Below are 16,379 nucleotides of genomic sequence, written 5' to 3' on the forward strand. Positions count from 1 at the left end.
CTGACGCCGACGCGGGTCAGGCGACGTCGATGACGGTCACGCCCGTCGAGCGGTCGCCGGACGCCAGGGCGGCGAGTGCTGCCGGTGCCTCGTCGAGGCCGATGCGGTGTTCGATGAGGTCCTGCGGGCGGAGCGCGCCGCTCGCGACGAGGTCGAGCAGCTCCGAGTAGTCGGACGCCGGCATGCCGTGGCTGCCGTGGAGCGACAGCTCCTGCGAGATGATGCGCGGCAGCGGGAGGGTCGGTTCGCTCGAGAACAGCCCGATCTGCACTTGACGGCCCATCGGTGCCAGCGCGAGGAGGCTGAGGCGCATCGTGGACTCGCGCCCGAGGGCTTCGACCGACACCTGCACGCCCGCCGGCGCGGCTTCGGCGATGCGAGCGAGGACGGCGGCCTCGTCGAGCCCGCTGGAGTCGATCGTGTGCGTGACGCCGATCGACGCCGCACGCGCCAGGGCAGAGGCGTCGATGTCGACGGCGATGACCTCGGCACCGAGCGCGACGCCGATCATGGCCGCGCTCAGCCCCACGCCGCCGCAGCCGACGACGAGCAGGCGCTCCCCGCTACGGAGCCCGGCGCGGTGGACGAGCCCGCGGAAGGCCGTCGCGAAGCGGCACCCGAGGAGGGCGGCGGCGCCGGCGTCGAGGGACTCGGGCACCGGGATGAGGTTCACGTCGGCGTCGTGCAGGGCGACGAGCTCCGCGTAGGACCCCCAGTGGGTGAAGCCCGGCTGGGTCTGGTTCGGGCAGACCTGCCCGTTCCCGGCGAGGCACTGGGCGCAGCGTCCGCACGCGCACACGAAGGGCACCGTGACGCGGTCGCCCACGCGGAACCGCTCGACGACGGGGCCGACAGCGTGGATGCGCCCGACGAGTTCGTGGCCGGGCACGTGGGGGAGGGCGATGCCGTCGTCGTGCCCGAGCCAGCCGTGCGCATCGCTCCGGCAGAGCCCCGTGGTCTCCACCCGCACCACGACGCCGGCGTCGGACGGCACCGGATCCGCGACGTCGCGGACCTCGGGCTCGGCGGTGAACTGGTCGTAGACGACGGCGCGCATGGAAGTCCTCGGTGCGTGGCGGGGCGGAGTGGATCGGTGTGGCTGGTGGTGGCGGGAGGGCCTAGATCTCGACCTCGACTGGCTCGGTCTTCACGAGGTCGATGACGCCGCTCAGGATCTCGTTCGGACGGAACGGGTAGCGGTTGATCTCGGCCTCGTCGCTGATGCCCGTGAGCACGAGGATCGTGTGGAGACCGGCCTCGATGCCCGCGACGATGTCGGTGTCCATGCGGTCGCCGATCATGCCGGTGTTCTCGGAGTGGGCGCCGATCTTGTTGAGCGCCGATCGGAACATCATCGGGTTCGGCTTGCCGACGACGTAGGGCTCCATGCCGGTGGCCTTCGTGATGAGGGCCGCGATGGCGCCGGTCGCCGGAAGCGGGCCGTCCTTGCTCGGTCCGGTCGCGTCGGGGTTCGTGACGATGAAGCGTGCGCCACCGGCGATGAGGCGGATCGCCTTGGTGATGGCCTCGAACGAGTAGTTGCGGGTCTCGCCGACGACCACGTAGTCGGGGTTCGTCTCCGTCATGGTGAAGCCGGCCTCGTGGATGGCCGTGGTGATCCCGGCCTCCCCGATGACGAACGCCGAACCGCCCGGCTCCTGCTCGGCAAGGAAGGCGGCCGTCGCGAGCGCGGAGGTCCAGATGAACTCCTCGGGCACGTCGAGCCCGGAGGCACGCAGTCGGGCGCTCAGGTCGCGCGGGGTGAAGATCGAGTTGTTGGTGAGCACCAGGAAGGGCGTCCGCTGGTCCTGCCACTGCTGCAGGAGCGCTGCGGCACCAGGGAGGGCGTGGTTCTCATGGACGAGCACGCCGTCCATGTCGGTGAGCCAGCATTCGACCTCGTCGCGTCGTGACATGCGTTCCTCCAGGTGCTCCGTGCGGGCTACGCGAGCGCTGCGCCGCGGGGGTGGCGCGGCGTCGGGCCCGGACCTCCAGTGTGGCACGGCGCGGGTAGGGTTGGCTGGTGCCAGAGACCCCGCTCCACCCGGTCGACCCGGTCGTCGGCCCTGATCAGGCCGAGAGCCCGATGGCCGGCGTCGGTCCATGGCAGGGGGAGTGGCCGGACGACCCCTGGTACGACCCCGAGCTGCTCCGCGACGGCGACACCCGGAACGTCGTCGACCGCTACCGGTACTGGTCGATGGAGGCCATCGTCGCCGACATCGACGACCACCGCCACCCGTTCCACGTCGCCATCGAGAACTGGCAGCACGACATGAACATCGGGTCGATCGTGCGCACCGCCAACGCGTTCGCCGCCGACACCGTCCACATCGTCGGACGCCGTCGCTGGAACAAACGCGGAGCCATGGTGACCGACCGCTACCAGCACGTCGAGCACCACGTCGACGTCGCGGCGCTCGTCGCCTGGGCGTCGGCGGCCGAGCTGCCGATCATCGCGATCGACAACGTGCCGGGTTCGGTCCCGATCGAGACGTTCAGGCTCCCCGAGCGGTGCCTCCTGCTCTTCGGACAGGAGGGGCCGGGGCTCTCGCCGGAAGCGCTCGCCGCGGCCGACGCCGTGCTCGAGATCACCCAGTTCGGGTCGACGAGATCGATCAACGCCTCCGCGGCGGCGGCCGTCGCGATGCACGCCTGGGTCATGCAGCACGTCTCCTTCGACGCCTCCTGATCGGGTTGGCCCCCGTCCGCGGGGGGTTTCCAACGGCAGCGCTGCGCCTACCTCAGGAACACCTCAAGATTCCCTCAATTGACCCCGCGGTCCCCCAAAGTGCCGACACCGCCCGGCATACTGTCTAGCGGAGCAACACTCCACCGCTGAACCCGAATCCCTCCGGCACCCGAAGCCACCGAGGGCCACCGCACGGACCCGAATCCGTGCGGTGCGAATCGGCGGTCACCCGAAGGATGAATCGAAGATGACGCACCGTTCTGCCCTGGGAGCCTCGCCCGAACGAGGAACCCACCCGTCCAAGGTCCGTGGCATCGCCGCGCTCGCCGTCCCGGCAGCCCTCGCGGTCGCCCTCATCGTCGGCGTCGCCGCGCCGGCTCAGGCCGACGCCCGGGTCGACGAGGCGTCGAGCTCGATCAGTGCGACACAGACCGGCTCGGGCGAGCTCATCGCTCCGGCCGGTGCGTTGTTCGCGTCGCTCCTCATCTGGGGAGCCGGAGCCGCGTTCGCGACTCGTCGTCGGATGCTCGCCGAGCAGCGCGAGGAGGCGTCGCTGCTCTCCAGCTGATCAGCGCGCTGCACCCGCAGCCGGTCGCCGTGGCCCGAACCACGTCGCTCAGCTGCTCCAGACGGAACACGCCCGTTCCGTCGCACCGGTGGCCGCCGGGAGTCCCCCCACTCCCGGCGGCCTCCGGTGTTTCCGGGGTACGACGGCAGGGTCTCCGCCACGGACGACGGGCGGTCCGTCCGGTGGCTCGACGACGTTCCAGAGAATCTGCCGCGTTCCGCGTCATGAACGAGCGTTCGCGCGATCACTCAAGGGAGTGCAACGCTGTCGGGCGGACCCGAACCCGGATCGACGCGGCGCTCAGACGCCGACGTCGAACGATGCCCGACCCGAATGGGCGTCGCACGCAGCAGGCGTACCGCACGCGCCGGAGCGTCGTCCCACCCGAGGACGACGCTCCTGCGCGGGCGCCTGCGCGCTCGACCGGTGCCTAGCCGATGAGGCTCGGCCGGAGGTCGCGGAGCGTCCTGGCGTGCGTCATCCGCGTCACGCCGATCGCCGAGAGGCTCAGCGCGATCGCCAGCCAGGCGAGCAGGACCCCGGCGTCCTGCAGGGCGGCGTCCATCCGTCCGCCGTACATCAACTGGCGCATGCCGTCGACCGCGTAGGACATCGGGAGCACGTGATGCAGGGCTGCGAGCGGCGCCGGGAGTGTCTGCCAGGGGAACGTCCCGCCGGCGGTGACGAGCTGGGCGACCATGAGCACGAGGCCGAGGAACTGCCCGACACTGCCGAACCACACGTTGAGCGTCAGGATGATCGCCGCGAAGGTGAGGGACGCCAGCGCCATCATCCCGTAGGTCGCGAGCGGGTTGTGGACCTCGAAGTGCAGGGCGCCGGCGAGGATGCCGAACAGCGCGACCATCTGGATCGTCCCGAGGAGGCCCGGCGTGAGCCAACCGGCGACGGTCACCTTGATGGGGCTGTGGAGCGCCGTGATCGCGCGCCGAGACACCGGCTTGACGATGAGGAAGAGCGCGTAGATGCCGATCCAGGCGGCGAGGCTGACGAAGAACGGCGCGAGTCCGGCTCCGTAGGTGCCCGCGCTCGTCACGGAGGAGTTGGTCAGCTTGACCGGATCGGCGATCGTCTTGGCCTGGAGTTCGCGGGAGTCCGCCGTGGTCGCGGGGATGGCGTCCGCGCCCGACTGCAGACCGTCGCGGAGGGTGACGATGCCGTCACGGAGGGTGCCGAGCCCCGTCTGCAGGCTCGTGAGGCCGGTCTGCAGCGATGCGGCACCGTCGGCGGCCTGCTGCGTCCCCGAGGCGAGCGCGGGCATCGCGTCACTCAGCTTCCGGGCACCTCCCGCGACCTGCTGGGCGCCGCTGTTCAACTGGTCGACCTGCGACACGACGGTCTGGACGCGCTCGTTCGCCGTCGTGGCGTCAGCGGCCACCGGGTCGAGCAGTGCCAGCACCTGGGCGATCTGCTCGGGGGTGAAGCCGTTCTCCGCGAGGGTCTGCGAGATCTGCGCGCGGGCCGTGGGGATCGAGTCGACGAGCCGCTGGGCGGCTGCTCCGACCTCGTCGCCCTTGCCGGCGAGGGTCGAGGTCCCGGACGCCACCTGCTCGGCACCCGAGGCCAGCTGGTCGGTCTGGGCGGGCAGGCTGGCCGTCCCCGAGGCGATCTGCGCGGTGCCGGACGCGAGGGTCGCCGCGCCGGCCTGGGCCGTCCCGGCACCGTCGAAGGCCTGCTGGGCGCCGTCGGCCAACTGCGTCGCGCCCGAGGTGGCGTCGACGAGCTTCGTCTTGATCGTGTCGAGGGCGATGAGGAACCGGCCCGCGGCCTGGCGGTTCACCGTCTGCACGATGGTCGCCTTGATCTGCTTGACGGCCTGCTCGCCGATCGTCGTCGCGAGGTAGCTGTTGGCGTCGTTGGTCGTGAGCTGGACCGTCGCCTGCTGCGGGGCGTCGCCCGATGCGGAGGTGAGTGAGGTCGAGAAGTCGGCGGGGATCGTGACGCTGAAGTCGAAGGTCCCGTCGTTCACGCCCCGGGCGGCGTCGGCCGCGCTGACCTCGTGCCAGGCGAACGATCCGTCCTCGATGAGCTGGTCGGCGATGTCGTCGCCGTAGTTCTCCGTCTCGCCGGTCGCGTCGCCGGTGGTGTCGTCGGTCGCCGGCGCACCGGTGTCCTCGACGACGAGCGCCACGGGCACCTGGTCGAGCTTGGCGTACGGGTCCTGGTTCGCCCAAAGGTACAGGCCGCCGTAGAGCAGCGGGACGCACATGAGGGCGACGAGGGCGAGCCGCGACATGGGCGTGGCCCACAGGCGGGACAGTTCGGCGCGGATCATCGCGAAGATCTTCACAGGAGGTCCTTCTGGGGACGGGTGGTGCGGGATGAGGGGAGGGCTGGACGGTCGTGGTGCACGGTGTGCGTCACGACCAGTCCTGCTGGAAGAGGGGGACGAGTTCGTCCGTGGCGTTCTCGGACACCGGGGCGTCGGCGGTGGCGTTGATGGCTGTCGCCGAGGCGTCACCGGCGATCACGAGGACGCCGTACCCGCGGGCGGCGAGTTTGCGGGCGAGGTTCCACCACTCGAGCGGGTCGCCGCCGTGGCGGTCGGGGGAGACGAGGACGAGCGCGGTGACGTCCTCCCGGAGGACGGCGAGCTCGGTGAGGAGCCGCACGCGGTCGGTCGGCGCGACGGTCGAGATCGGCTGCTTCGCGAGGTGCGCGAGGTCGAGCGACTCGAGGAACCGCGCGACGGCGAAGGGGTGGCTCGCCCGGCCGGCGAACATGAGCTCCTCGGCGACGACGCCGGAGACCGCGACGCCGCTGGCCGGTTCGGAGACGTCGGGGGCGTCGATGAGCGCGATCACGCGTCGCATCGTCTTGCGGTCGGTCGCTCCGTCGACGAGGACGGTCCCGGTGTCGGGCTTCATGCGGCCGGAGGCGATGAGGCCGAGGACGGTCGGCCGCTGCTCGGTCTCGGCGCGGGCGAAGGTCGCCTCGCCCGTCCGGAAGGAGAGGGAGGTCGGCTCGAGGACGATGCCGCCCTTGCCCTTGGAGACGCCGTCGAGTTCAACGCGCATGGGAGGACTCCTCGTTCGTACCGGTGCCGGTGGTGTGGCGGTGGGTGTCTGCGTGTTCGGTGTCGGCGCGGTCGGCGACCGCCGTGGCGTCCTGCCACGACAGGCCGACCGCCCCGAGGGTCGCGAGCATGACGAGGCGGCGGCCGGCGCTCGTCGAGAGGCCGGACCGGGTCGCCTCTTCGAGCACCCCGACGGCCGTGCTCTCGACGAGTCGGGCGAGCACGCCGGCGTCGATGTCGGGGCGGATGGAACCGTCCGCGACACCGGCCTCGACGGTGCGGAGGAGGAGGGTCCGAACGGGTTCGAGGGCGGCCGCCGTGACGGCGCGGAGCGGCCCGCGGACGGCGAGCGGCGCCATGATGCGGACGTGGTCCACCTGGGCCCAGAGGACGTCGCCGATGAGCGCGATGGTGGTGAGCGGGTCGTCGCCCTGGACGGCCGTGATCGACGAGGCGACGCGCTCGGCCCCCGCCACGACGACGGCGTTCACGAGCTCGTCACGCGTGGCGAAGTGTCCGTACACCGAACGGCGGGTGAGGCCGGCGGCCGCCGCGATGGTCTCGAGGCTGGCGTCGGGGTCGCTGCGGAGCGCCAGGCGGGCGGCTTCGAGCAGCGCGACGCGGTTCTCGGCGGCGTCGCGACGAGGGGCTCGCGATCCGCTCGCGGGCGCTTGGGTGGTGGTCATGACAGCGATCGTACTATCTTGCACAGCGGTGTGCAATATCGATGTCGGCGGATGCGGCGAGCTCTCAGCGAGGGCTGCCAGCTTCCTCCCACGCCAGGGCATGGGAACGGAGCTATGGTTGAACGATGACCGGTGAGAATCTGATGGCAACCCCTCCGACACTGCTGCCGGACGACAGCGCCACCGATGCCGAGTTCCACGCGGCCGTCGGTTCGATCGAGGCGCTGGCGGACCTCCTCGCGGCCCACCCCCGCTCCTCGCTCGGCTGGGCACTCCTCGCCGACGCGGTCCACGACCCCCAGTCGCCGATCCCCGGCTACGCGGCCGCTCGGGTCGGGTACCACCGCGGCCTGGACTCGCTCCGTGCCGCGGGCTGGCGCGGTCAGGGCCCGATCCCGTGGTCGCACGCGCCGAACCGCGGGGTGCTGCGCTCGCTCTACGCGCTCCGCCGCTCCGCGAAGGCGATCGGCGAGACCGAAGAGGTCGAGCGTCTCGACACCTTCCTGCGTGAGGCCGACCCCACCGCGTCCGAGGAGATCGAGTACCTCGTCGCGGCGGCGGCCCCGCCGACCTCCGCGATCGTCATCCTCGGCTCCGACTAGCCCTTCCACGGCTCCTGAGCTCCATCCCCGGTCCCTGAGCCTGTCGAAGGGCAGGCCGCGTCCCCGGTCCCTGAGCCCCATCCCCGGTCCCTGAGCCTGTCGAAGGGTCGAACCGACGCCCTACAGGCCGAGCGACTCCAGGTAGGCCGCGGTGTCCTGCCAGCCGTGCACGGCCACCGACGGCACCCCGAGCGCGAGGACCGGGTAGTCGTTGCCGCCCTCGTCGAGACGGTCGCCGACGAAGACCATCTCCTCCAGGGGGATGCCCGTGTGCTCGGCGAGCCGTGTCATGCCGAACGCCTTGTCGACGCCCGCCATGGTGATGTCGACGGAGGTCGAGCCGCCGGAGCGGACCTCGAGGTCGGGAAGCAGCGCCTGCACGGCGGCGCGCAGCGACTCCTTCTTCGCGCCGTCGGGGTCCCAGGCGGTCTTCTCGGCGACCGGCGCGGCCTGCCCGAGGGCGGAGAAGGTGATCTGCGAGCCGCGGTCCTCGAGGATCGGGCCCCAGGTCTCGTCGGCCCAGAGACCGAGTCGCTTGGCCTCGGTCTCGAGCGCGCCCATGGCGCGGGCCTTCTGATCGTCGGTGAGGTCGTGCTTGTAGACGGTGACCCACGCGGTGCCGTCGAAGCGGTCGTACCGGGTGCCGCAGGTGGGCATGAGGTGCAGTCGGCCGAGGGCCTCGGGCGACGCCGCTCCGAGCCGGTCGAGCACCTGGTTCTGGAACTGCACGATCTGGCCGCCCGAGATGATGCACACCGAGGTGCGTTCGAGGAGCGCGACGAACAGTTCGGCCATGCGAGGGTCGAGCGCGGACTTCGACGGGGCGAGGGTGTCATCGAGGTCGAAGGCGACGAGGCGCGGCAGGGAGGTCATGGGTTCCGTTCGGTCGGTCGAGAGGACGGTCGTCGAGGGCGATCGGCAGGCAGGACGGCCGCCCGAGGCCTGAACATCCCCTCATGGTATCGAGCGCAGCCTGGGACTCGGTGCCCGTGACCCTCCTCCGGTACGATGGAGGGGTGCGTGCACGAGACGCCCGCCCGCAGAGGGTGGGCGTCCGGCCTGTCAGGGCGAGGTTCCCCAGCGGATCCGCCGGGCACACGAGAATCCGGAAGGGGCGGCATCCAGATGCCAGCAATCGTGATCGTCGGCGCCCAGTGGGGCGACGAAGGCAAGGGGAAGGCCACCGACCTGCTCGGTGACCGCATCGACTACGTCGTGAAGTTCAACGGCGGCAACAACGCGGGGCACACGGTCGTCATCGGTGACGAGAAGTACGCGCTCCACCTCTTGCCGTCCGGCATCCTGACGAGCGGCGTCGTCCCCGTCATCTCCAACGGTGTCGTCATCGACATCGAGGTGCTGTTCCATGAGCTCGAGGCACTTCAGGCCCGCGGCATCGACGTCTCGCGCCTCCTCGTGAGCGCCAACGCGCACGTCATCACCCAGTACCACCGCACCATCGACAAGGTGACGGAGCGCTTCCTCGGCAAGCGCCAGATCGGCACCACCGGCCGTGGCATCGGCCCGGCCTACGCCGACAAGATCAACCGCGTCGGTATCCGCATCCAGGACCTCTTCGACGAGAACATCCTGCGCCAGAAGGTCGAGGGCGCCCTCGACCAGAAGAACCACCTGCTGGTCAAGGTCTTCAACCGCCGCGCCATCACGGTCGACGAGATCGTGGCCGACCTCCTCGCCTACGCCGAGCGACTCCGCCCGATGGTGGCCGACACCGCGCTCGTGCTGAACGAGGCGCTCGACGATGGCAAGATCGTCCTCTTCGAGGGTGGCCAGGCCACGATGCTCGACGTCGACCACGGCACCTACCCCTTCGTCACCTCCTCCAACGCGACCTCGGGTGGTGCGGCCACCGGCTCCGGTGTCGCCCCGAACCGTCTCGACCGCGTCATCGGCATCGTCAAGGCCTACACGACCCGCGTCGGCGCCGGCCCGTTCCCGACCGAGCTGTTCGACGAGTCCGGCGACTACCTCCGCTCGAAGGGCTTCGAGTTCGGCACGACGACCGGCCGCCCGCGTCGCGTCGGCTGGTACGACGCCCCGATCGCCCGGTACGCGGCGCGCATCAACGGCGTCACCGACTTCGTCCTGACGAAGCTCGACATCCTCGACGACCTCGCCACCATCCCGGTGTGCGTCGCCTACGAGGTCGACGGCGTCCGGGTCGACGAGGTGCCGGTCTCGCAGACCGACTTCCACCACGCCGTCCCGATCTACGAGGAGTTCCCCGGCTGGCAGGAGGACATCACCGGTGTCCGCCGCTTCGAGGACCTGCCGAAGAACGCCCAGGACTACGTGCTGGCGCTCGAGGCGATGAGCGGTTCGCGCATCTCCGCGATCGGCGTGGGTCCCGGCCGCGACGCGATCGTCGTGCGTCACGACCTCGTCGACTGACCCGAGCAGCGAACGACGAGGGTCGAACGCGCCATGGTGGACGAATCCAGTCAGCCGTCCCTGCCCGGGCTGCCACCGGTCGAGGAGCTCACGAGCGGTGAGGTCAGGCCTCGCCCGGCGGTGCGTGCCCAGCGCGACGCCGGTGCGCTCGACCCACGGGTCCGGCGCGCTCTGGCGACCCTCGACGACGATCCCGACCTCTCGTTGGTCACCCTAGCGAACGCGCTCGGGATCACCCGCGCGACGCTCATCCGGATCGTGCGTGAGGCGATCGGCATGACCCCGAAGGAGTACGCGGCCGGCGTCCGCGCCCGCCGCATCTCCTGAGCGGGCGCCGGTGCGAGACGGCGCAGGTGGGAGACTGTGGGGGTGAGCGACGACAACCCCTACCTCCTGCTCGGTTCCTACACCTCGGAGGCCGACGGCACCGGTGCCGGCATCAGCCTGCTGCGCCAGGACGAGGCGGGCACCCTCCGCCTCGTGCAGTCGTCGGAGGCGCAGTCGCCGTCCTTCCTCACCCTGCACCCGACGCTGCCGATCGTCTACGCGGCGAGCGAGTCGACCGGCGCCGTCGAAGCGTTCAAACGCTCGGGTGAGTTCGGGCTCGCGCCGTTCGGCAAACCCATCGAAGCCGGCGACTCGGTGTGCCACGTCGCGACGGTCCCCGGTGCCGACGTCCTCATCGCGAGTTGCTACGGCGACGGTCGGGTCGTCACGGTGCCGCTCGCGGAGAACGCGGCGTTCGCAGGCGACCCGCGTCTCGGCGAGGCGTCCGTCGACCCCTGGGCGTCGCCCACCGCGCTCGCGGCGGAGTCCGCGGACGCCGGCGAGGACGCGCTCACGCTCCTCGCGCTGGAGGCCGCTGTCGGCGAGGCGCTGCCGTCCCGACCGTCGCGGGCGCACGCCTCAGCGCTCCTCCCGGACGGCCGCATCGCGACCACCGACCTCGGCCACGACACGGTCCGCATCTGGCAGCTCCGTGGGTCGCGGTTGGTGCTCGACCACACCGTCGTGTTCCCGCGCGGCACGGGTCCGCGACACCTCGTCGTCCACCCGAGCGGCCACCTCCACGTCATCACCGAGTACTCGGTCGAGGTCTTCACGCTCGGTGTCGACGGCACCGACGGGCACTGGCACATCCTCGCGGCGACCGTCGCCACCTCGGAGGGCGTGTCCGAGGGGGACACGGGTGCTGAGATCAGTCTCGCCGCCTCGCGCGAGCAGCTGCACGTCGGCGTCCGCGGGAGCGACCGCATCGCCACGTTGCGGGTCACCGGCGACGGTTCGCGGGTCGAGGCCGTGGCCGACGTCGAGTGTGGCGGGACGATGCCGCGCCACCACCGGGAGTCGGGTCGCTTCCTGCACGTCGCGAACCAGCTGTCGAACTCCATCGCGAGCTTCCGGCTCGACGAGCGCACGGGGGTCCCGACGACGCTCCTCGGGACGCTCGACGCCGGTTCGCCCACCTGCCTCATCCTCGCCTGACCGCGAGACCGGTCCTCGCGCGACGCCCGTCACCGGATACGGTGGAACGGTGACCGCACGACGCCCTGAGCCCCGCCCCATCGACGGCCGGACCATCCGCCTCGAACCGCTGGACCGCGCGCACTATCCGGAGCTGTTCACGGCGATCGCGCACCCGGAGGTCTTCGCCGGCGGCTACGGCGGCGGGCCGGCGGGATTGCCGACGACGCAGGCCGAATTCGACGCCTTCGCCGACGGCTACTTCACGACCGGCGTGCGCAACACCTACGTCATCCGGCTCGTCGGCGGTGAGCACGACGGACTCCTCGTCGGCACGTCCACGCTCGGTGACTTCGACGAGCCGGGGGAGGCCGCCCACCTCGGGTGGACGGCGTACGACCCGCGCGTCTGGGGCACCGCCGTCAACGCCGAGACGAAGCTGCTGCTCCTCGGGCTCGCCTTCGACGCGGGCTTCGGCCGGGTGAAGATCCAGGCCGACGAGCGCAATGAACGCTCACGGACCGCGATCCTGCGCCTCGGGGCCACGTTCGAGGGGCTCATCCGCCGCGACAAGCAGCGGGCCGACGGCACGTGGCGGACCACCGCGCTGTTCTCCGTGCTCGCCGAGGAGTGGCCGGAGGTCCGGTCCGGTCTCGAGGAGCGCCTCGCCAGGAGCCCCGGCCCCGTCGCCCTCCGCGGCTGACGCGGCCCCGGAGCCCCCCGCCCGGTCCCTCAGCCCCCAGCCCGGTCCCTGAGCCCCGCGCCCGGTCCCTGAGCTTGTCGAAGGGCACTGTTCACCTGCGCGACACCGGCAGGCCCCGATCGCGCTACGTCGCGACCCTAGCTTGTCCTCCAGACGACGGACGCGGTATCCGACGGCCCGACAGCACGGGCGGCCGCCGACGTCACTGGAGGAACCGTGAACACCAGGCGTATGACCGCCCTCGCCATCGTCGCACTCGCAGCGACCGCGCTCACCGCATGCTCCGCCGGAGCGGACACCGGAGCCGGCTCCGACGTCGACGCCAAGCAGGCGACCTCCGCTGAGGACTTCGGCGGGATGGACGCACTCGTCGAGGCCGCGAAGGCCGAGGGCCAGCTGAACGTCATCGCCCTCCCCGACACCTGGGCGAACTACGGGAAGATCATCTCCGCGTTCGAGGACAAGTACGACATCACCGTCAACTCGGCCGACCCCGACGTCTCGAGCGCCGAGGAGATCACGGCAGCGAAGAACCAGCAGGGTCAGGACACCGCTCCCGACGTCTTCGACCTCGGCTCCGCCGTCGCCCTCGACAACCTCGACCAGTTCGCGCCGTACCAGGTCGCCAACTGGGACGACATCCCGGAGGGCTCGAAGGAGAAGACCGGCCTGTGGGTCTACGACTACACCGGCCTCGTCTCCATCGGTTACGACGCGGACGCCGTCCCGGCACCGAAGTCGCTCGACGACCTCCTCGGCTCCGAGTTCGCGGGCAAGGTCGCGCTGAACGGCGACCCGACCCAGGCCGGTGCCGCCGCAGCCGGCGTCTACCTCGCCGCCCTGCAGTCCGGTGGTTCGGCCGACGACATCCAGCCCGGTGTCGACTTCTTCCAGAAGCTCAACCAGGCGGGCAACTTCCTGCCCCTCGACCCGACCCCCGCGACCATCGCCTCGGGTGAGACCCCCGTCGTGATCGACTGGAGCTACAACAACCTCGCCGCGGCGACCGAGAACGAGGGCCAGCGCAACTGGAAGACCACCGTCCTCCCGGGTTCGGCCGTCGGCAGCTACTACAACCAGGCCATCAACGTGGACGCCCCGCACCCCGCGGCCGCGCGACTCTGGCAGGAGTTCATCTTCAGCCCCGAGGCGCAGAACCTGTACCTCGCCGCCGGCGCGTACCCGTCGACCCTCGCCGCGATGGTCGAGGCCGACACCGTCGACCAGAAGGCCCTCGACGCCGTGGGCGAGATGCCCGCCGACCTCGTGCAGTTCACCCCCGAGCAGACCGAGCAGGCCACCTCGCTGCTCGCCGAGAAGTGGGCGGCAGCGATCTCCTGATGAGTGCCTCCGCCACCCGGCGGAGTGAGGCGGGGTCGGCACACGCCGGCCCCGCCGTCTCGCTCCCGCCGACCGACGCATCGGACGCCTCGGCCGCCCCCGCCGAGGCGCGCCCCCGCCGCCGTCCGCGCTGGGCGCTCCTCGGCCTGACGCCGTTCGCCCTGTACACCCTGCTCTTCCTCGCGGTCCCGACGTTCCTCGCCCTCGCCACCGGCTTCTTCGACGGCGACGGCGCGTTCACGCTCGACAACCTCACGGCGCTCGCCGAGCCGGCGGTCCTCGGGGCGTTCGCCAGCTCCTTCTGGGTCTCCGCCGTCACCGCGGTCGCCGGAGCCGTCATCGGAGCCCTCGTCTGCTACGCGCTCCTCGCGGTCCGACCCGACGGGCTCATCCGCACCTTCGTCGATGCGGCCTCGAGTGTCCTCGCCCAGTTCGGCGGCGTCATGCTCGCCTTCGCCTTCATCGCGACCATCGGCATCCAGGGGCTCGTGACCGTGTTCCTCAAGGACCGCCTCGGGGTCGACCTCTTCGCCGACGGCGTCTGGCTCTACCAGGTTCCGGGCCTCCTCCTGCCGTACCTGTACTTCCAGGTGCCGCTCATGGTCATCACCTTCATGCCCGCGATGGAGGGCTTGAAGCGCACCTGGTGCGAGGCGAACGCGACCCTCGGCGGCACGCGCTTCACCTACTGGACCCGCATCGCGATGCCGATCCTCGCCCCCTCCTTCCTCGGGTCGCTCCTGCTGCTGTTCGCGAACGCGTTCTCGAGCTATGCGACCGCCGCCGCGCTCATCAGCCAGGGTGCGCAGATCGTGCCGCTGCAGATCCGCGGTGCGCTCATCAGCGAGACCGTCCTCGGCCGCGAGAACCTCGCCGGTTCGCTCGCGATCGGCATGATCGTCGTGATGGTCGTCATGATGACGGCCTACTCCGCCCTGCAGGCGCGGACGGAACGGTGGCAGCGATGAGCGCCGTCCGCGACTCGGCCACGCCGTCCAAGCTCGCGAGCCGGATCATCCTCGTCGTCGTCGCGGTGGTGTTCGCCGTCCCGATCCTGTCGATGGTCGAGTTCACCCTGCGCGCCGGGATCGACGGCGGCCACGACCTCGGGCACTGGGCCGCGATCCTCGACCCGGAGAACTCGCGGAAGTACCGGGTGCTCTTCCAAGGCATCGGCAACTCCGTCGTGCTCGCCGCGGTGACGGTCCTGATCGTCGTGGTGCTCCTGCTGCCGACGATGATCCTCGTCAAGCTCCGCTTCCCGAAGCTGCAGCGCGTCCTCGAGTTCGTCTGCATCATCCCGATCACCGTCCCGGCAATCGTGCTCGTCGTCGGACTCGCACCGGTCTACTCCGTCGTGGCCAGGCTCCTCGGCAGTGCGCCGTGGACGCTCGCGTTCGCCTACGGGATCACGGTGCTGCCGTACGCCTACCGGGCGATCGCCGCGAACCTGCAGTCGGTCGACGTCGGCACCCTTGCCGAGGCCGCGCGCACGCTCGGCGCCGGCTGGGGGACCGTCCTCGTCCGCGTCCTGCTGCCCAACCTGCGTCGTGGCGTGCTGACGGCGTCGGTCATCTCGGTCGCCGTCGTCCTCGGTGAGTACACGATCGCCTCGCTCCTCGGACGCAACACGCTGCAGACCTCGCTCGTGCAGGTGTCGAAGAGCGACCCCTTCGTCGCGGTGGCCTTCGCTCTGCTGGCGCTCGCCTTCGCATTCGTCCTGCTGTTCATCATCGGCCGCGTCGGATCGATCCGACGCATCAGGGAGACACCATGACCACCATCGACCAGTCGGCACCGGCAGCGACGCCCGGAGACGGACGCCCGGCCGGCGCAGCGGTGCGGTTCGATCGCGTCGTGAAGGACTACGGCTCGGGTGCCCGCGCCCTCGACGGCGTGAGCCTCGACCTCGCGCCCGGCGAGTTCGTCGCGCTGCTGGGGCCGTCGGGGTGCGGGAAGACGACCGCGCTCCGCAGCCTGGCGGGACTCGAGGACATCACGTCGGGGAGCGTGCTCATCGACGGCGTCGACGTCGTGTCCGTGCCCACCAACCGGCGCGACCTCGGCATGGTGTTCCAGTCCTACTCGCTGTTCCCACACCTCACGGTGCTCGAGAACGTCGAGTTCGGCCTGCGCATGCGGAAGGTGCCCGCGGCCGAGCGACGGACGCGTGCCGCCGAGAGCCTCGACCTCGTCGGCCTCGGCCACCTCGCCGCCCGCTACGCCCACCAGCTCTCGGGCGGGCAGCAGCAGCGCGTCGCCCTCGCCCGGGCGTTGGTCACGCGGCCTCGGGTCCTCCTCCTCGACGAGCCGCTCAGCGCCCTCGACGCCAAGGTGCGCGTCCAGCTGCGCGACGAGATCCGTCGGATCCAGTCGGAGCTGCAGATCACGACCCTCTTCGTCACGCACGACCAGGAGGAGGCGCTCGCCGTCGCCGACCGGGTCGCCGTCATGCGCGCCGGTGTCATCGAGCAGATCGGGACGCCGGAGGAGCTCTACTCGCGGCCGTCGTCGCCGTTCGTCGCGGAGTTCATCGGCCTGAGCAATCGGATCCCGGGGGAGCTCGTGCCCGGTGGGGTCGAAGTGCTCGGGCAGGTGCTGCCGGTGATCGGCGAGCAGCCGGGGGACGGGGCCGTCGTCGCGCTCGTCCGGCCTGAGGACGTCGTGTTCACCGACGCGACGGCGCCCGCGGTCGGGTCCGCCGCGGTCGTGCTCACCTCGAGCTTCCTCGGCCCGGTGCGTCGCACGACCGTCGAGCTGCCGGACGGCACGCTGGTCGCGGTGCAGCACGGCGCGACGGAACGATTGGACGCGGGGGAGTCCGTCCGCATCCGCTTCGCCGGTCGTCCCGTCCCGGTGCAGGCGGCCTGAGCACCG

17 protein-coding genes are annotated in these 16,379 nt (G+C 71.1%); 11 read left to right on the plus strand and 6 right to left on the minus strand.

The annotated features are described in order from the left end of the window. Positions 1–16: 16 nt before the first annotated feature. Positions 17–1,057: a zinc-binding dehydrogenase gene (locus tag ACQG07_RS11640; RefSeq protein WP_426738377.1), complete on the minus strand. Its 1,041-nt coding sequence runs from the start codon at positions 1,055–1,057 to the stop codon at positions 17–19. A 61-nt stretch (positions 1,058–1,118) separates the two neighbouring features. After that, positions 1,119–1,916, minus strand: coding sequence for an HAD-IIA family hydrolase (locus tag ACQG07_RS11645; RefSeq protein ID WP_079705004.1), 798 nt, complete (start codon positions 1,914–1,916; stop codon positions 1,119–1,121). 170 nt (positions 1,917–2,086) lie between these two features. Here ACQG07_RS11645 and ACQG07_RS11650 point away from each other — a divergent pair, with 170 nt between their 5' ends. Together ACQG07_RS11650 and ACQG07_RS11655 are read left to right on the plus strand one after the other, a co-directional pair. After that, positions 2,087–2,692 (plus strand): TrmH family RNA methyltransferase, encoded by a 606-nt coding sequence (locus tag ACQG07_RS11650; protein WP_137243139.1) that lies wholly within the window; start codon positions 2,087–2,089, stop codon positions 2,690–2,692. 247 nt (positions 2,693–2,939) lie between these two features. Then, entirely contained in the window at positions 2,940–3,260 is a 321-nt protein-coding gene (locus ACQG07_RS11655; RefSeq protein WP_137242369.1) for a hypothetical protein, read from the plus strand. Between the two features lie 430 nt (positions 3,261–3,690). Here ACQG07_RS11655 and ACQG07_RS11660 read toward each other — a convergent pair whose 3' ends face one another. From ACQG07_RS11660 to ACQG07_RS11670, 3 genes are all read right to left on the minus strand, one after another. Next, positions 3,691–5,568 (minus strand): YhgE/Pip family protein, encoded by a 1,878-nt coding sequence (locus tag ACQG07_RS11660; protein ID WP_079705006.1) that lies wholly within the window; start codon positions 5,566–5,568, stop codon positions 3,691–3,693. A 70-nt stretch (positions 5,569–5,638) separates the two neighbouring features. Next, positions 5,639–6,295: a hypothetical protein gene (locus tag ACQG07_RS11665; protein ID WP_064295550.1), complete on the minus strand. Its 657-nt coding sequence runs from the start codon at positions 6,293–6,295 to the stop codon at positions 5,639–5,641. Next, entirely contained in the window at positions 6,285–6,980 is a 696-nt protein-coding gene (locus ACQG07_RS11670) for a TetR/AcrR family transcriptional regulator (RefSeq protein WP_137242368.1), read from the minus strand. The genes ACQG07_RS11665 and ACQG07_RS11670 overlap by 11 nt, the downstream gene beginning before the upstream one ends. A gap of 125 nt (positions 6,981–7,105) precedes the next feature. Here ACQG07_RS11670 and ACQG07_RS11675 point away from each other — a divergent pair, with 125 nt between their 5' ends. Further along, positions 7,106–7,582: a DUF3151 domain-containing protein gene (locus ACQG07_RS11675; protein WP_064295552.1), complete on the plus strand. Its 477-nt coding sequence runs from the start codon at positions 7,106–7,108 to the stop codon at positions 7,580–7,582. A gap of 120 nt (positions 7,583–7,702) precedes the next feature. On the opposite strand, the gene ACQG07_RS11680 is transcribed toward ACQG07_RS11675, so the two are convergent. Further along, complete coding sequence (locus ACQG07_RS11680) at positions 7,703–8,455, minus strand: HAD-IIB family hydrolase (RefSeq protein WP_064295553.1); 753 nt, start codon at positions 8,453–8,455, stop codon at positions 7,703–7,705. 252 nt (positions 8,456–8,707) lie between these two features. Here ACQG07_RS11680 and ACQG07_RS11685 point away from each other — a divergent pair, with 252 nt between their 5' ends. The 8 genes from ACQG07_RS11685 to ACQG07_RS11720 all read left to right on the plus strand — a co-directional run bounded on the left by ACQG07_RS11685 (position 8,708) and on the right by ACQG07_RS11720 (position 16,373). Beyond that, a complete protein-coding gene (locus tag ACQG07_RS11685; RefSeq protein WP_064295554.1) occupies positions 8,708–9,994 on the plus strand; it encodes an adenylosuccinate synthase in 1,287 nt (428 codons plus the stop codon). Positions 9,995–10,027: 33 nt separating this feature from the next. Then, positions 10,028–10,321, plus strand: a complete 294-nt coding sequence (locus ACQG07_RS11690; RefSeq protein WP_079705009.1) for a winged helix-turn-helix transcriptional regulator — start codon at positions 10,028–10,030, stop codon at positions 10,319–10,321. A 42-nt stretch (positions 10,322–10,363) separates the two neighbouring features. Further along, entirely contained in the window at positions 10,364–11,479 is a 1,116-nt protein-coding gene (locus ACQG07_RS11695) for a lactonase family protein (RefSeq protein ID WP_274499344.1), read from the plus strand. 49 nt (positions 11,480–11,528) lie between these two features. After that, positions 11,529–12,161: a GNAT family N-acetyltransferase gene (locus ACQG07_RS11700; RefSeq protein ID WP_079705011.1), complete on the plus strand. Its 633-nt coding sequence runs from the start codon at positions 11,529–11,531 to the stop codon at positions 12,159–12,161. 231 nt (positions 12,162–12,392) lie between these two features. Further along, the gene (locus ACQG07_RS11705; protein WP_079705012.1) at positions 12,393–13,502 is read left to right on the plus strand and encodes an ABC transporter substrate-binding protein; all 1,110 of its coding nucleotides are present in this window, start codon (positions 12,393–12,395) and stop codon (positions 13,500–13,502) included. After that, positions 13,502–14,470: an ABC transporter permease gene (locus ACQG07_RS11710; RefSeq protein ID WP_426738378.1), complete on the plus strand. Its 969-nt coding sequence runs from the start codon at positions 13,502–13,504 to the stop codon at positions 14,468–14,470. The genes ACQG07_RS11705 and ACQG07_RS11710 overlap by 1 nt, the downstream gene beginning before the upstream one ends. Further along, on the plus strand, positions 14,467–15,279 hold the full coding sequence (locus ACQG07_RS11715) for an ABC transporter permease (RefSeq protein WP_426738379.1): 813 nt from the start codon (positions 14,467–14,469) through the stop codon (positions 15,277–15,279). The genes ACQG07_RS11710 and ACQG07_RS11715 overlap by 4 nt, the downstream gene beginning before the upstream one ends. Beyond that, positions 15,276–16,373, plus strand: a complete 1,098-nt coding sequence (locus ACQG07_RS11720; protein ID WP_426738380.1) for an ABC transporter ATP-binding protein — start codon at positions 15,276–15,278, stop codon at positions 16,371–16,373. Before ACQG07_RS11715 ends, ACQG07_RS11720 begins: the two co-directional genes overlap by 4 nt. Positions 16,374–16,379 lie beyond the last annotated feature (6 nt).

The sequence above is a fragment of the Plantibacter sp. 2H11-2 genome, assembly GCF_050031945.1.
In the GTDB taxonomy this organism is placed as follows: domain Bacteria; phylum Actinomycetota; class Actinomycetes; order Actinomycetales; family Microbacteriaceae; genus Plantibacter; species Plantibacter auratus.

What these genes read in the sequence shown, in the direction of transcription:
- ACQG07_RS11640 (WP_426738377.1), bottom strand. Translation starts at nt 1,057, where the DNA reads ATGCGCGCCGTCGTCTACGACCAGTTCACCGCCGAGCCCGAGGTCCGC.
- ACQG07_RS11645 (WP_079705004.1), bottom strand. Translation starts at nt 1,916, where the DNA reads ATGTCACGACGCGACGAGGTCGAATGCTGGCTCACCGACATGGACGGC.
- ACQG07_RS11650 (WP_137243139.1), top strand. Translation starts at nt 2,087, where the DNA reads ATGGCCGGCGTCGGTCCATGGCAGGGGGAGTGGCCGGACGACCCCTGG.
- ACQG07_RS11655 (WP_137242369.1), top strand. Translation starts at nt 2,940, where the DNA reads ATGACGCACCGTTCTGCCCTGGGAGCCTCGCCCGAACGAGGAACCCAC.
- ACQG07_RS11665 (WP_064295550.1), bottom strand. Translation starts at nt 6,295, where the DNA reads ATGCGCGTTGAACTCGACGGCGTCTCCAAGGGCAAGGGCGGCATCGTC.
- ACQG07_RS11670 (WP_137242368.1), bottom strand. Translation starts at nt 6,980, where the DNA reads ATGACCACCACCCAAGCGCCCGCGAGCGGATCGCGAGCCCCTCGTCGC.
- ACQG07_RS11675 (WP_064295552.1), top strand. Translation starts at nt 7,106, where the DNA reads ATGACCGGTGAGAATCTGATGGCAACCCCTCCGACACTGCTGCCGGAC.
- ACQG07_RS11680 (WP_064295553.1), bottom strand. Translation starts at nt 8,455, where the DNA reads ATGACCTCCCTGCCGCGCCTCGTCGCCTTCGACCTCGATGACACCCTC.
- ACQG07_RS11685 (WP_064295554.1), top strand. Translation starts at nt 8,708, where the DNA reads ATGCCAGCAATCGTGATCGTCGGCGCCCAGTGGGGCGACGAAGGCAAG.
- ACQG07_RS11690 (WP_079705009.1), top strand. Translation starts at nt 10,028, where the DNA reads ATGGTGGACGAATCCAGTCAGCCGTCCCTGCCCGGGCTGCCACCGGTC.
- ACQG07_RS11705 (WP_079705012.1), top strand. Translation starts at nt 12,393, where the DNA reads ATGACCGCCCTCGCCATCGTCGCACTCGCAGCGACCGCGCTCACCGCA.
- ACQG07_RS11710 (WP_426738378.1), top strand. Translation starts at nt 13,502, where the DNA reads ATGAGTGCCTCCGCCACCCGGCGGAGTGAGGCGGGGTCGGCACACGCC.
- ACQG07_RS11715 (WP_426738379.1), top strand. Translation starts at nt 14,467, where the DNA reads ATGAGCGCCGTCCGCGACTCGGCCACGCCGTCCAAGCTCGCGAGCCGG.
- ACQG07_RS11720 (WP_426738380.1), top strand. Translation starts at nt 15,276, where the DNA reads ATGACCACCATCGACCAGTCGGCACCGGCAGCGACGCCCGGAGACGGA.